The organism is Pseudomonas paralactis (assembly GCF_001439735.1).
Taxonomy (GTDB): Bacteria; Pseudomonadota; Gammaproteobacteria; order Pseudomonadales; family Pseudomonadaceae; genus Aquipseudomonas; species Aquipseudomonas paralactis.
Map to the genome: position 1 here is coordinate 532,659 of NZ_JYLN01000003.1, position 14,767 is coordinate 547,425.

General features: G+C 62.1%; 13 protein-coding genes. 7 read left to right on the forward strand and 6 right to left on the reverse strand.

Features of this window, described 5'->3' with window-relative positions:
* Positions 1 to 46: 46 nt before the first annotated feature.
* The 4 genes from ruvX to gshB all read right to left on the reverse strand — a co-directional run bounded on the left by ruvX (position 47) and on the right by gshB (position 3,141).
* Positions 47 to 484, reverse strand: a complete 438-nt coding sequence (gene ruvX, locus TX23_RS10650) for a Holliday junction resolvase RuvX (RefSeq protein ID WP_005792259.1) — start codon at positions 482 to 484, stop codon at positions 47 to 49.
* The gene (locus TX23_RS10655; RefSeq protein ID WP_057702125.1) at positions 484 to 1,053 is read right to left on the reverse strand and encodes a YqgE/AlgH family protein; all 570 of its coding nucleotides are present in this window, start codon (positions 1,051 to 1,053) and stop codon (positions 484 to 486) included. Before TX23_RS10655 ends, ruvX begins: the two co-directional genes overlap by 1 nt.
* A gap of 151 nt (positions 1,054 to 1,204) precedes the next feature.
* Entirely contained in the window at positions 1,205 to 2,110 is a 906-nt protein-coding gene (locus TX23_RS10660; protein ID WP_057702126.1) for an energy transducer TonB, read from the reverse strand.
* 77 nt (positions 2,111 to 2,187) lie between these two features.
* Complete coding sequence (gene gshB / locus TX23_RS10665) at positions 2,188 to 3,141, reverse strand: glutathione synthase (RefSeq protein WP_005792255.1); 954 nt, start codon at positions 3,139 to 3,141, stop codon at positions 2,188 to 2,190.
* 239 nt (positions 3,142 to 3,380) lie between these two features.
* Here gshB and pilG point away from each other — a divergent pair, with 239 nt between their 5' ends.
* The 6 genes from pilG to TX23_RS10695 all read left to right on the forward strand — a co-directional run bounded on the left by pilG (position 3,381) and on the right by TX23_RS10695 (position 13,228).
* Entirely contained in the window at positions 3,381 to 3,788 is a 408-nt protein-coding gene (pilG, locus tag TX23_RS10670; protein WP_057702127.1) for a twitching motility response regulator PilG, read from the forward strand.
* 46 nt (positions 3,789 to 3,834) lie between these two features.
* Positions 3,835 to 4,200: a twitching motility response regulator PilH gene (gene pilH / locus TX23_RS10675; RefSeq protein WP_003234583.1), complete on the forward strand. Its 366-nt coding sequence runs from the start codon at positions 3,835 to 3,837 to the stop codon at positions 4,198 to 4,200.
* Positions 4,201 to 4,212: 12 nt separating this feature from the next.
* A complete protein-coding gene (locus tag TX23_RS10680; RefSeq protein WP_057702128.1) occupies positions 4,213 to 4,737 on the forward strand; it encodes a chemotaxis protein CheW in 525 nt (174 codons plus the stop codon).
* Positions 4,734 to 6,785, forward strand: coding sequence for a methyl-accepting chemotaxis protein (locus TX23_RS10685; RefSeq protein ID WP_057702129.1), 2,052 nt, complete (start codon positions 4,734 to 4,736; stop codon positions 6,783 to 6,785). The genes TX23_RS10680 and TX23_RS10685 overlap by 4 nt, the downstream gene beginning before the upstream one ends.
* A gap of 175 nt (positions 6,786 to 6,960) precedes the next feature.
* Positions 6,961 to 12,780 carry an Hpt domain-containing protein gene (locus tag TX23_RS10690; RefSeq protein WP_057702130.1) on the forward strand — a complete coding sequence of 1,940 codons (5,820 nt, stop codon included), beginning with the start codon at positions 6,961 to 6,963 and terminating at the stop codon, positions 12,778 to 12,780.
* The gene (locus TX23_RS10695; RefSeq protein ID WP_005792246.1) at positions 12,773 to 13,228 is read left to right on the forward strand and encodes a chemotaxis protein CheW; all 456 of its coding nucleotides are present in this window, start codon (positions 12,773 to 12,775) and stop codon (positions 13,226 to 13,228) included. Before TX23_RS10690 ends, TX23_RS10695 begins: the two co-directional genes overlap by 8 nt.
* A 135-nt stretch (positions 13,229 to 13,363) precedes the next feature.
* Here TX23_RS10695 and TX23_RS10700 read toward each other — a convergent pair whose 3' ends face one another.
* Both TX23_RS10700 and TX23_RS10705 read right to left on the reverse strand, forming a co-directional pair.
* Positions 13,364 to 13,651 (reverse strand): HigA family addiction module antitoxin, encoded by a 288-nt coding sequence (locus TX23_RS10700; RefSeq protein WP_057702131.1) that lies wholly within the window; start codon positions 13,649 to 13,651, stop codon positions 13,364 to 13,366.
* 14 nt (positions 13,652 to 13,665) lie between these two features.
* Complete coding sequence (locus TX23_RS10705) at positions 13,666 to 13,944, reverse strand: type II toxin-antitoxin system RelE/ParE family toxin (RefSeq protein WP_043046259.1); 279 nt, start codon at positions 13,942 to 13,944, stop codon at positions 13,666 to 13,668.
* A gap of 510 nt (positions 13,945 to 14,454) precedes the next feature.
* Here TX23_RS10705 and TX23_RS10710 point away from each other — a divergent pair.
* Complete coding sequence (locus tag TX23_RS10710) at positions 14,455 to 14,694, forward strand: DUF6124 family protein (RefSeq protein ID WP_057702132.1); 240 nt, start codon at positions 14,455 to 14,457, stop codon at positions 14,692 to 14,694.
* Positions 14,695 to 14,767: the final 73 nt, after the last annotated feature.

Genomic DNA, 14,767 nt, shown 5'->3' on the forward strand with positions numbered 1-14,767 from the left:
TTAACGTTCTTCGCGGGCAAGCCCGCTCCCACAGGACTGCGGCGGGTCAGGATTCAAATAAAGCAGTGTTTTCATCCAGCCAGCCCTGCAACAGCAAGGCGGCGGCGATGGCGTCCACCGGATTGTCGCGGTAACTGCCCTTCTGCCCGCCCCGGTCACGGCGTTCACCCTTGGCTTCAAAGGTGGTCAGGCGCTCATCGTGGGTATAGAAGGGCAGGTTGTAGCGGCCATTGAGGCGGCGGGCGAACTTTTCGGCGCGCAGGCACATGTCGCTGGGGGTGCCGTCCATGTTCAGGGGCAGGCCGACCACCACGGCGTCGGGCTTCCACTCCTTAATGAGGGCTTCGACCTGGTTCCAGTCCGGTATGCCGTTCTGGGCCTTCAGGGTGCACAGCTCGCGGGCCTGGCCGGTAATAACCTGGCCGACCGCTACGCCGATCTGTTTGGTGCCGTAGTCAAAACCCAGGATCAGACGCAAGGCCATCAGGCGTGCCCCGCCTGGCTGGTCAACAAGCTAAGGTTGACCCGCAGCTTGGCGGCGGCGGCATCCAGGCGCAGTTCGCTGGCGGTATTGAACAGGATGTCGGCGTCGAACGGGCAGGTCAGCCAGGCATTGCTCGCCAGTTCGGCCTCCAGTTGTCCGGCTTCCCAACCCGCGTAGCCCAGGGTAATCACGCTTTGCTCAGGGCCGACGCCATCGGCGATCGCGAACAGCACGTCCTGAGACGTGGACAGTGATACGCCCTCAAGGTCTACGGTGGCCTGGTACTGCGGCCCGGTGGGGTGCAACACAAAACCGCGATCGGTCTGTACCGGCCCGCCGATGTAAATCGGCACCTCCTGGCAACTGGCCGGTGGGTCGATTTCCGGGCGCAATTGCTCAAGGATATCAGCCAGGCTCAGCTCCTGCGGACGGTTGACTATCAACCCCATGGCGCCATTGGCCGTGTGCTCGACGATGTAGGTCAAGGTTTGCGCAAAGTTCGGGTCGGCCATGTGGGGCATGGCGATCAGGAATTGGTGCTTGAGGTAGGTCGGGCTGACGTTTTTCATGTCCGCTAGTGTGGCGTTGGAGGGGCGAACTGACAAGTGTAGGAGCGAGCTTGCTCGCGAAGGTCGTCAACGATTATGCGTGCTGCCTGAATGAACGTGTCGTCCTGGGGTTTTTCGCGAGCAAGCTCGCTCCTACAGTAGGCGGGGCGGGTCAGTTACTGGACAACCGGTCGCCCTTGGCGAACCGCCAGGTGCGGATGATTTCCAGGCGGTCCACGTCGTTCAAGTCGCCGCTGAATGGCGCAAAGGGCGCGGCCAGGCGGACGATGCGCTGGGCGGCCTGGTCCAGCAGCGGCTGGCCGGAGGACTCCAGCACCTGCACTTCATAGAGCGAACCGTCACGGTTGATCGACACCAGCAAGCGCAAGTTGCCATAAATCTGCTGGCGCCGGGCTTCGTCCGGGTAGTTGAGGTTGCCGATGCGCTCGACCTTTTTGCGCCACTCGTCCTTATACCAGGCGCCTTTGTCGCGCATGGTCGAGGCAGCGTTCAGGCGGTAGATGCGCGGGCGCTTGGCGTACAGCTGTTGTTCATGGGCCAGTTCGGCTTCCAGGCTGGAAATTTCGTCGGACAGCGTCGAACTGTCGAAGGTTGGCGCGGGCTTCACCGGCTCGGGCTTGGGCTCAGTCCTGGTTTTTTCGCGCTGGGTCGGGGCTTTTTGCGGCTTGGGCGCCACGGTGGTCACGGCGGCCTTGGGCGCAGCCTGCTTGACCTCTGGTTTGGGCACTGGTGGCGGGGTGACCTTATTGACCTTGTTGTCCTGGAACGGCGCCACTTCGGTGGTCTTGGGCACGGCTTTCTTGTCGAGGGTGCCGCTGCCCTGCTGGTTGTCCTGGGCAAGAAAGTCGGCCTTTTCGGGCTTCTTTTCACTTTTGAACGTGGCCAGGGTGATTTCCAGGGTTTTGGTGATTTGCTTGGGCTCGACCATGGTAAAGCCCACGCCCAGCAACAAGGCGAGGTGAATCAATGCGGCGAGAAACAGGGTAAATCCGAGCCGATCAGCCGGGCGCACGCCTTTATGGGTGAATTCTGGGGGCAGTTCGGACGGGAGCGTCATGACAAGAAAACCAACATCGCGCGTTTCACAGGTGGCGCATGATAACGCAATGTTGGTGTGTGTCCGGCTGTTCTATGTCACTTGGCTTGTAGCTTGCGCTCAATGGCGGCCATCAGCATTTCGCCGATGTTCGTGCCAAATGCATTGTCGATCTCGCGAATACAGGTTGGGCTGGTGACGTTGATTTCTGTGAGGTTCTCACCAATTACGTCGAGTCCGACAAACAGCAGACCTTTTTCCCGCAGGGTTGGGCCAACTTGAGCGGCGATCCAGCGGTCCTTGTCCGACAATGGCCGTGCTTCACCACGACCACCGGCCGCCAGGTTGCCACGGGTCTCGCCCGCCGCCGGGATGCGTGCCAGGCAGTAATCCACCGGCTCGCCGTCAATCATCAGGATGCGCTTGTCACCGTCCTTGATCGCCGGCAGGTAAGCCTGGCCCATGATCTGCTGGGTGCCCAGCGCAGTCAGGGTTTCGAGGATCACCGACAGGTTCGGGTCGCCGGCGCGGTGGCGGAAGATCGAGGTGCCACCCATGCCGTCCAGCGGTTTGAGGATCACATCGCCATGTTTGGCGGCGAATTCACGCAGTACATCGGCGCGGCGGCTGACCACCGTCGGCGGCGTGCACTGCGGGAACAGGGTGGCGAACAGCTTTTCATTGCAGTCGCGCAGGCTCTGCGGCTTGTTGACGATCAACACGCCGGCGCGTTCGGCCTGCTCCAGCAGGTAGGTGGAGTACACAAACTCCATGTCGAACGGTGGATCCTTGCGCATCAGGATCACATCGAGGTCGCTCAAGGGGCTGTCGATTTCATCCGAAAGCTCGAACCATTTCTCGGGGTTGGCGAACACCTGCAACGGGCGCATCCGCGCACGCGCCTCGCCGTCGCCCTGGTACAGATCGCGCTGTTCCATATAGAACAACGTCCAGCCGCGGGCCTGGGCGGCCAGGAGCATGGCCAGCGAACTGTCCTTTTTATAGGAAATGCTGGCGATAGGGTCCATGACAATGCCGACGCGAACGCTCATGGGGGATTTCCTCTAGCAAATTGGGGCGCATAAAAGTGGCGTCAGAGTGGCGCTGTGGTTGTTGTGGGTCAAGGAAAAACCACCGGGTGGGTGCCTCGATAGATTGCGCCCGGAGACTGTGCTAAAAAGACTGCCACGGCGTAGCAGCCCTTGAATTCCAAGGCTTGCGGCGCTCATCCTGTGCAACATCAGGCAGGACACACCGAAAACCGATTCGCTGTGGCGATGGTAGAGCAGATATGGAACAGCATTCCAACGCCTTGAGAGTGATGGTGATCGACGATTCGAAAACGATCCGCCGCACCGCCGAGACGCTGTTGAAGAACATGGGGTGCGAGGTCATCACCGCCATCGACGGTTTCGATGCCCTGGCGCGGATTGTGGATCATCACCCGCACATTATCTTTGTCGACATCATGATGCCGCGCCTGGATGGCTACCAGACCTGCGCCCTGGTGAAGAACAACCCGGCGTTCAAGTCGATCCCGGTGATCATGCTGTCCTCCAGGGACGGCCTGTTCGACAAGGCCAAGGGGCGCATCGTGGGTGTCGATCAATTTTTGACCAAGCCTTTCAGCAAGGAAGAACTGCTGGGTGCGATCAAGGCCTATGTGCCTGCCTTCGCCGCAGTAGAACAAGCACACTGACGCCACCCCACAAGGGCCGGCGCCGACCAATGTAGTGGGGAAAACCATGGCACGTGTTCTGATCGTCGACGACTCGCCGACCGAAATGTACAAACTGACCGGCATGTTGGAAAAGCATGGCCATCAAGTCCTGAAAGCCGAAAACGGCGCGGACGGCGTAGCGCTGGCCCGTCAGGAAAAACCCGACGCTGTGCTGATGGACATCGTGATGCCGGGCCTTAACGGCTTCCAGGCCACGCGCCAGTTGTCCAAGGAGCCGGAAACCAACGGTATTCCGATCATCATCATCACCACCAAGGATCAGGAAACCGACAAGATCTGGGGCGCACGCCAGGGCGCCAAGGATTACCTGACCAAGCCGGTGGACGAAGACACGCTGATTGCCACCCTGAACAAGGTACTGGCCGGCTAAAGGCTCGCGATCATGACCGAGTCGCAAACTGCCTTCGAGCTGCTGCTGGACATCGACCGCCGTTGCCGCCTGCTGGCCGCCGACCTGCCGTCCCAGGAAACCCGCCTGCAACGCTGGAGCGGTATCGGCTTTCGCCTGGGGCCACACTGGTACGTGGCGCCCATGGGCGAAGTCGCCGAGGTGTTGCACGAGCCGCGCTGCACCTTGATGCCGGGGGTCAAGCTCTGGGTCAAGGGCGTGGCCAACCTGCGCGGGCGCTTGCTGCCGGTGCTGGACCTGGGCGGTTTCCTAGGCCTTGAGCTGTCCAAGGCGCGCAAGCAACGGCGGGTGTTGGTCGTGGAGTTCAACGACGTGTTTGTCGGGCTGCTGGTAGACGAAGTGGTCGGTATGCAGCACTTCCCATTGGACGCCTGGATGGCCAGTACCGCCTCCGGCGCGCCATTTATCCAGGGCCAGTTCGACGGCGACCCGCAGTGGCAAGTCTTCAGCCCCTTCGCCCTGGCCCAGGCCCCTGGCTTCATGGATGTCGCCGCATGAGCACCCCTACTACGCCCAAACCCCAGGCCGCTTCGCGCAGCCGTTCGCAGATCATCGTGCTGTTTATCGCCTTGATCGTGTTCATCATGTTGCTGTTCGCCAACTTTGCGTACCTCAACACCCAGTCCACCTACGACAAGCAGTACATCGGCCACGCCGGGGAGCTGCGCGTGCTGTCCCAGCGCATTGCCAAGAACGCCACCGAGGCCGCCGCCGGCAAGGCCGCCGCGTTCAAGCTGCTGGGCGAGGCGCGCAACGATTTTGCCCAGCGCTGGGGCTACCTGAAAAAGGGTGATCCGCAGACCGGCCTGCCCGCCGCACCCAGCGCGGTGCGCGCTGAAATGCGTGCGGTGCAGACCGACTGGGAAGCGCTGCTGAAGAACACCGATGCGATCCTCGCCAGCGAGCAGACCGTATTGTCGCTGCATCAGGTGGCGGCGACCCTGGCCGAAACTGTGCCGCAACTGCAAATGGAGTCGGAAAAGGTCGTCGATATCCTGCTGCAACGCGGCGCTCCGGCCAGCCAGGTGGCGTTGGCCCAGCGCCAGTCGCTGCTGGCCGAACGGATCCTGGGGGCGGTCAACACCGTGCTCGCGGGCGATGAAACCGCCGTGCAGGCCGCTGATGCCTTCGGTCGCGACGCCAACCGTTTCGGCGTGGTGCTCAACGGTATGCTCAACGGCAACCCCGGGTTGCGCATCACCCAGGTCGAAGACCCTGACGCCCGCGTGCGGTTGGCGGAGATTGCCGAGCTGTTCGAGTTTGTCTCAGGCTCGGTGGATGAAATCCTCGAAACCTCGCCGCAGTTGTTCCAGGTGCGCGCCTCGGCGAGCCATATCTTCAACCTGTCGCAAACCCTGCTTGATGAAGCCTCGCACCTGGCCACCGGTTTTGAAAACCTTGCCGGCGGGCGCAGTTTCGACACCATCGGTGGCTATGTGCTGGGCCTGTTGGCGCTGGCCTCGATCATCCTGATCGGCCTGGTGATGGTGCGCGAGACCAACCGCCAACTGCATGAAACCGCCGAGAAGAACGAGCGCAATCAGAACGCGATCATGCGCCTGCTGGATGAAATCGAAGACCTCGCCGACGGCGACCTTACCGTCACCGCCTCGGTCACCGAAGACTTCACCGGCACCATCGCCGATTCGATCAACTATTCCGTCGACCAGTTGCGCGACCTGGTCGCCACCATCAACCTGACGGCCGGGCAAGTCGCCGGTGCGGTGCAAGACACCCAGGCCACCGCCATGCACCTGGCCCAGGCGTCGGAGCATCAAGCGCAGCAGATTGCCGAAGCCTCGACCGCGATCAACCAGATGGCGCAGTCCATCGACCAGGTATCGGCCAATGCGGCCGAGTCCTCAGCGGTGGCGGAACGCTCGGTGGAGATCGCCAACAAAGGCAACGAGGTGGTGCACAACACCATCCACGGAATGGACAACATTCGCGAACAGATCCAGGACACCGCCAAGCGCATCAAGCGCCTGGGCGAATCGTCCCAGGAAATTGGCGACATCGTCAGCCTGATCGACGACATTGCCGACCAGACCAACATCCTTGCTCTCAACGCTGCGATCCAGGCCAGCATGGCCGGCGACGCCGGGCGCGGTTTTGCGGTGGTGGCCGATGAGGTGCAACGCCTGGCCGAACGCTCATCGGCGGCCACCCGGCAGATCGAAACCCTGGTGCGGGCGATCCAGGCCGACACCAACGAAGCGGTCATTTCCATGGAACAGACCACCACCGAGGTGGTACGCGGCGCCCGCCTGGCCCAGGACGCCGGAGTCGCGCTGGAAGAGATCGAAGGTGTGTCGAAAACCCTGGCGGCGCTGATCCAGAGCATTTCTAACGCGGCGCAGCAACAGACGTCTTCGGCGGGGCAGATTTCCCTGACCATGAATGTGATCCAGCAGATCACCACGCAGACATCGTCTGGGTCCACCGCGACCGCCGAGAGCATTGGTAACCTGGCGAAGATGGCCAGTCAGTTGCGCAGGTCGGTGTCGGGTTTCACCCTGCCGCCACCCAAGCAGGTGGACGATTGAAATACGACCTGAAGAACGCCACAGTCCACTTGTGGGAGCTGGCTTGCCTGCGATAGCGGTCTGTCAAATACAGATGTATTGCTGACCCACCGCTATCGCAGGCAAGCCAGCTCCCACATTGGATCTCCATTGTTTGTGAGATACCAGCAACCCACGAATTCTAAGCGGAGCAGTTATGGTTGATCGGCACGACTACGTGGCCCTCGAATGGGTCAAGGGCGACATTGCCGAAACCCTGAAACAGGCCCGTTCGGCGCTGGACACCTATGTTGAAACCGGCAACGGTGACAACCTCGCCGCTTGCCTGGCCGCGATTCACCAGGTGCATGGCGCCCTGCAAATGGTCGAGTTCTACGGTGCGGCGCTGTTGGCCGAAGAAATCGAGGCACTGGCCCTGGCGCTCCAGACCGGCGGCGTCAGCCAGCGCGAAGAAAGCATCCGCCTGCTGCAACAAGCCCTCGGCCAACTGCCGCTGTACCTGGACCGCGTACACAGCGCTCGCCGCGACCTGCCGCTGGTGGTGCTGCCGCTGCTCAACGACCTGCGCATTGCGCGGGGGGAAAGCCTGCTGTCGGAAACCAGCCTGTTCAGCCCGCAACTGCTGTCGATCGCGCCGCTGCCTGATGAAACACTGGCCCAACGGGCGACGCCGCAATTGCATGAGCAGTTGCGCCAATGGCACCCCCTGCTGCAACAAGCGCTCGCCGGGTTGCTGCGCGAAGACCACGGCCCGAGCAACCTGGAAGACATGGCGCGGGTGTTCGCACGCCTTGAGGCGTTGTGCCAGGGCGCGCCGCTGTTGCCGCTGTGGCAGGTGGCCTCGGCGCTGGTCGAGGGCATGCTGACCGGCGTGGTCGCCAACAGCCCGGCGCTGCGCAGCCTGCTCAAGGCCAGCGGTAAGCAACTCAAGCGCCTGCTGACCCAGGGCATTGGCGGCATCAATCAGCCTGCGCCGGATGAGTTGCTCAAAAGCCTGCTGTTTTACGTGGCCAAAGTCACCCGGCCAACGCCGCGCATGCAAAGCCTCAAAGAGCGCTACGGCCTGGATGAAGCCTTGCCCGACAGCGCCGTGGTCGACGCCGAGCGTGCACGCATGGCCGGCCCGGACCGCAATGCCATGGGGTCGGTGCTCGGCGCCTTGTGTGAGGAACTGGTGCGGGTCAAAGAGCGCCTCGATCTGTTTGTACGCAGCGACCGCCAGCACATTACCGAACTCGACGCGCTGCTGGCGCCCCTGCGGCAGATCGCCGACACCCTCGCCGTACTGGGCTTCGGCCAGCCGCGCAAAGTGATCATCGACCAGTTGGCCGTCGTGCTGAGCCTGGCCCAGGGGCAACGCGAACCCAACGACGCGGTGCTGATGGACGTGGCGGGCGCGTTGCTTTACGTCGAAGCCACACTGGCCGGCATGATCGGCACGGTGGAGCCGCAAAGCCGCGAAGAAAGCCGGCTGCCCACCACCGACCTGACCCAGATCCATCAGTTGGTGATTGCCGAATCCTGCCAGTGCCTCAAACAGGCCAAGGAGCTGGTGATCGACTGCATCGAAGCCCATTGGGACCGCCAGCGCCTGGAATCCTTGCCGCAATTGCTGAGCCAGGTGCGTGGCGCACTGGCGATGATCCCTTTGCCCCGTGCCGCGAGCCTGATGCGCGGGTGCACCGATTATATTGACGAGCAGTTGATGACCAGCGACATCGCGCCTTCGCAGGTGCAGCTGGAACAGTTCGCCGATGTGATCAGCAGCCTGGAGTATTACCTGGAGCGTATGCTCCAGGACCCTAATGCCGCCGGCGAACGAGTGCTGGAGCAGGCCACCCACAGCCTGGCGGCGCTGGGTTATCTGCCGACCGAAAAACCCTGGCGCCAGGCGTTGGCCGCGCCCGATGGCGCACTGTCGACCGAACAGGCACCCAGCCAGTCCCAATTTGACGCGCTGGCAAGCCCCGCTTCGGGCCTCAATCCACCGGCCCTGCAACGCCCCGGCAGCCTGCTGCCGCCGCCTGCCGGTGAAGAGCCGATCGACGATGAGCTGCGCGAAGTCTTCCTCGAAGAAACCGACGAAGTCCTCGAGGTGCTGCACCGCAACCTGCCCAACAGCACGGACAAAACCGCCCAGGGCGAAATGCGCCGCGCCTTCCACACCTTGAAGGGCAGCGGCCGCATGGTCCGTGCGCTGGTGCTGGCGGAACTGGCCTGGGCCGTGGAAAACCTGCTCAACCGCGTGTTGGAGCGCAGCGTCGCCCTTGGCGCCGAGGTGCAGCAGGTGCTGGATGACGCCGTGGCCGTGCTGCCGGAATTGATCGCCGATTTTGCCATCGACGACCAACGCCAGCGCGACGAAGTCGACGCCCTGGCCGCCCGCGCCCACGCCTTGGCCAGTGGCGCGGCAACAACCGCTGGCGAGCCCCATGACCCGATGCTGATGGAGATCTTCCGCAACGAAGCCCAGAGCCATCTGGACAGCCTCAACCACTTTCTGCAACACGCTGCCGAACAGGTGCCGTTGCAGGTCAGTGATGAACTGCAACGTGCTCTGCATACGCTCAAGGGCAGTGCCTACATGGCCGGGGTGTTGCCTATCGCCGAACTGGCGCGCCCCCTCGACCACCTGACTCGCGAATACAAGGCCCACCGCTTGCCCCTGGACCTGGACGAGGTGCAGTTGCTGCTGGAGGCCGAAGGGTTGTTCCAGCGTGGCCTGCGCGACCTGGACAGCGATCCCCTGGCACCCATCCAGGGCGCGGCCGACCTGATCAGCCGCACCCAACGCCTGCTGGACCAGCAGCTTGCAACGCTGCTCGACGCTCCTGGCACCGGCCTGCCGATCAAGCGCGATCGGCAACTGATCACCAACTTCCTGGCCCAGGGCATGGACATCCTGCTCGACGCCGAGAACCTGTTGCGCCGCTGGCAGCAACATCCCGGCGAACGCCAGGAACTGACCGCCCTGCTGGATGAACTGACCACCCTGGGGGAGGGCGCACACCTCGCCGACCTGCACCCCATCGACGCGTTGTGCGAAGCCTTGCTCGACCTGTATGGCGCTGTGGAAGAAAGCAGCCTGGCGGTCAGCGAGCGGTTTTTCCATGAGGCCGAACAGGCCCACGAAGCCCTGATCAACATGCTCGACCAACTGGCTGCCGGCCAGGAAATCAGCCCGGCGACGGAGCGGGTGCAAGCCCTGCACGGGTTGCTGGATGACGCACTGGACCCATCCGCCACCGGCCTGATCAAAAGCGACGGCAGCCGCGCCCTGAGTATCTCGGAACTGGGCGCGGCCACCGCGCAGCTGGATCAGCAAACGGCTATGGACGATGAGATTGTCGACATCTTCCTCGAAGAGGCCGTGGATATCCTCGACAGCGCCGGGCAGTCCCTCAAACGCTGGTTGCTGGAGCCCGAAAACGCCGCGCCGTTGTCCTCGCTGCAGCGGGACCTGCACACCCTCAAGGGCGGTGCGCGCATGGCCGAAATCGACCCGGTGGGCGACTTGGCCCATGAGCTGGAATGCCTGTACGAGGGCCTGGTGGACCGCCGCTACAGTTACACCCCCGAGCTGTCTCAGGTGCTGATGGCCAGCCACGAACGGTTGGCCCTGCAACTGGAAGAACTGCAACAGCAACAGCCCTTGAGCGACGCTGCCGAGCTGATCGCCAAGCTGCGCGAGCTGCGCCAGAACAGCACGCCGGCGACTCCCGTTGCAGCGGCGCCGGCCTCGGGTGCCGACCCTGAATTGCTGGATATCTTCCTCGAAGAGGCCGCCGATATTCTCGACAGCTCAGGCAGCGCATTGCTGCGCTGGCAGGCCGAGCCGGGCAACCGTCAGGAAGTCGAAACCCTGCTGCGTGACCTGCACACCCTCAAGGGCGGGGCGCGCATGGTGGAAATCGGGCCGATTGGCGATTTGGCCCATGAGTTGGAGTTTCTCTACGAAGGCTTGTCCGCCGGGTTGCTGGCGCCGACCCCGGAGCTGTTCGCACTGCTGCAAGGCTGCCATGACCGCCTGGCACAGATGGTCGAAGCGGTAGCGGAGGGGCTGCCGGTGGGGGCGGTGGACAAACTAATCGAGCGCATCAAAAGCCTGGTGCACCCCAGTGTCGAGCCGGTGGTACCCGTTGCGTTGCCTGCGGGCAAGGCTGAAGCGGCGGTAGATCCCGCCGCCGACATGGTAAAAATCTCCGCCGAACTGCTCGATGATCTGGTTAACCTCGCCGGTGAAACCTCGATTTTTCGCGGCCGTATCGAGCAGCAAGTCAACGATGCGCGCCTTGCACTCAATGAAGTGCAAACCACCATCGAACGGATGCGCGACCAACTGCGCCGCCTCGACAGCGAAACCCAGGGCCGCCTGCTCAGTCGTCAGCAAGCCGAGGCCGAACGCCTGGGCTACGAAGAGTTCGACCCACTGGAAATGGATCGCCATTCGCAGTTGCAGCAGCTGTCCCGCGCGTTGTCCGAATCGGCCTCCGACCTGCTCGACCTCAAGGACACCCTGGAACAGCGCCATCAGGATGCCCACGACCTGCTCCAGCAACAGGCGCGCATCAACACTGAATTGCAGGAGGGCCTGATGCGCACGCGCATGGTGCCTTTCGAACGGATGCTGCCACGCCTCAAGCGCATCGTGCGCCAGGTGGCGCAGGAACTGGGCAAGGACGTGGAGTTCATCGTCGGCAATGCCGAAGGCGAAATGGATCGCAATGTGCTCGAACGCATGGCGGCGCCACTGGAACACATGCTGCGCAATGCCGTCGACCACGGCCTGGAATCGCGCGAGGTGCGGTTGCAGGCGGGCAAGCCGGAGAAGGGGCGCATTACCCTGGACCTGACTCACGAAGGCGGCGACATCGTCTTCGACATGCGCGATGACGGCGCCGGCGTGCCCCTTGAAGCGGTGCGGCGCAAGGCGATCAAGCGCGGCCTGCTCGGCCCGGATCAAATCATCAGCGACCGCGACGTACTGCAGTTCATCATGCAGCCGGGCTTTTCCACGGCAGAAAAAATCACCCAGATCTCCGGGCGCGGCGTGGGCATGGACGTGGTGCACGAAGAGGTGCGCCAGCTGGGTGGTTCGATGGTGATCGACTCGACCCCGGGCGTGGGCGTGCACTTTCGTATTCGCCTGCCGTTTACGGTGTCAGTCAATCGCGCACTGATGGTGCAATGCGCAGACGACCAATACGCGATCCCCCTCAACACCCTTGAAGGCCTGGTGCGCGTACTGCCCCATGAACTGGCCGGGCATTACCAGCAAGACCCGCCGCATTATGAATACGCCGGCCAGCGCTACGAGTTGTTTTACCTGGGCGATTTGCTGCACACCGTCAGCCGCCCGAAACTGCTCGGCCAATACCAACCAGTGCCGGTGTTGCTGGTGCACTGCAATGAACGGCGCGTAGCGGTGCATGTGGACGCCATGGCCGGTACCCGCGAGATTGTGGTCAAGGGCCTGGGGCCACAGTTTGCCGGGGTACAGGGCGTGCCCGGTGCAACCATCCTCGGGGATGGCCGCGTGGTGTTGATCATCGACCTGCTGGCGCATATCCGCGCCCGCCAACCGGCCTTGCCGGCCCAGGCGGTGGAGGCGCCGCTGGTGCTCAACGACCCGTTGAAAAAACGCCCGCTGCTGGTGCTGGTGGTGGACGACTCGGTCACCGTGCGCAAAGTCACCAGCCGCCTGCTGGAGCGCAACGGTATGAACGTGCTCACTGCCAAGGACGGCATCGACGCCCTCGCGGTGCTTGAGGAGCACACCCCGGACCTGATGCTGCTCGACATCGAAATGCCGCGCATGGACGGCTTCGAAGTGGCCATCCAGATACGCAATGACCCACGGCTGATGCGCCTGCCGATCATCATGATCACCTCGCGCACCGGCCAGAAACACCGCGACCGCGCCATGGCCATTGGCGTCAACGACTACCTCGGCAAGCCGTACCAAGAGTCGGTGCTGCTGGAAAGCATCGCCTACTGGAGCAAGTCCCATGCTTGACCACCGCGCCAGCCAACTCACCGGCCTGCTGCTGCCCCTGGCCGACCGCCACCTGGTGCTGCCCAACGTGGCCATCGCCGAACTGATCGACTTCCAGCGCGGCGAACCGGCCAGCGATGCGCCGCCGTGGTATCTGCGCCAGGTGACCTGGCGCGATCGGCAGATCCCCTTGATCAGCTTTGAAGCCGTGTGCGGCGAAGCCAGCGTGACCGGCGAGCGCTCGCGGATCGTGGTGTTAAATGCCTTGGGTGGGCGGCCGACATTGAAATTCATCGCGCTGGTGATCCAGGGCATCCCCCGTTCGTACAAGCTTGATAGCGAATTGAGCTACGTGGATGTGCCGCTATGCCCACTGGAACTGGCGGCAGTGCAGGTAGGGGAGCAGGTGGCGAAGGTGCCGGATTTGATGGGGCTTGAAGCGTTGTTGGTTGAGTCCGGCCTGGCCTGAACATAAGCCTTGTGAAATTCCAATGTGGGAGCTGGCTTGCCTGCGATAGCGGTGGGTCAGCAATACATCTGTATTTGACAGACCGCTATCGCAGGCAAGCCAGCTCCCACACTGAATTGTGCTTGACCCAAGATCTCAATCAATCCGCGCAAACCGCTCAATTACCGGTTGCTCCCGATGCTCGGCCTGCCATAAGTCGTAGGCACTTTGCATCGACAACCATAACTGGGCTTTACTCACGCCAGCCCGTTCCAACCGAACGGCAAGGTCCGGGCTGACCGGGGCGTGGCCATGCAAGACCCTTGAAAAAGTCTCGCGGGCGAAGCCAAGACGTCGCGCCATCTCGGTAATGGTGATGCCCAAGGCTGGGATAACGTCCTCAAGTAAAATTTCACCTGGGTGAGGTGGGTTGTGCATACCCATATCAATGCCTCTACTCAGTGGTAGTCAAGATAGTCGACCAGTTCGACCTGATCGTCGAACATCCGAAAAATGATGCGCCAGTTACCACTTATGCTGACGGACCAGTAGTCGAGCAGGTCGCCCTTCAAACGATGGAAGCGCCAGCCGGGCAGGTCCAGTGCATCTGGGTGCTCGGCTTTGTCCAGAATGAGCAGAACGCGGCGCAAGCGCTTTGCATGATTTGCGTTGATGCCCTTGGTTGAACCGGTCTCATAGAAGGCCCTGAGTCCCTTATGTTTCCAGCTAACGATCATGGCACGATTGTGATGTGATGCATCACACTCTGCAATGGCCTTGCATCGGGTTTAACGGTCGGATTCATGATGTCTGCCCGTGGCACGATTCGGATGGAAAAGGCTAGAGAGGCGAGTTCCGAGCAACAACCTGAAAAGCCTGTCGGAACATTCTTTGCTGCCTATCGGAATGATGGGGGCGGGTGGGGCCTTCGGATTTTTCCTGCAAGATTTTGGGCCGTACATGAACTTGTGGTGAGAGGTCCTCACGCCTAGTCTTCGTCCCGTCATCGCAAAAAACGGTGACACGGACGTGCAAGTCCGGTTACATGTCGGCGCACCAATGCCCATAGCCATTCAACGGGCGTTTTTTATGCCTGCTGTACTCGTTATGGCGGCTGTGCGTGGGAGACTCTTCGGAGTCTGCCGGGGTCCGATATGCCCGGTCTTGCACACCTGCGCACAGCTGCCACCTTGATTCGCGTGCAAGCGGAAGAGGGCAGCTTCCATCACATATCGGAGCTGTAAATCATGATCAAACCTACCCCCAATCCACCCCTTTTCACCGTCAACCCCCACCAAACCACCGAAACCCTACTGGTCAACGCCAGCGAAACCCTGTCCTCCCTCAACGCACTCACCTGCAACCTGGCCTTCGACCTGGACACTTCCCAGCGCGCCATCATGCTCGGGATTCAGCAAATGGCAGAGTTGGGGCAGTTGCTGGTCGATAGAGCGCTGGAGCAAGTCAGCCCATCGCCAGCAACTTGAAACGGTCCCAAAAAGGGACTGTTCATTCCCTCTTTGGGACCGCTATCTAACCAACACCACCGATCAATGTGGG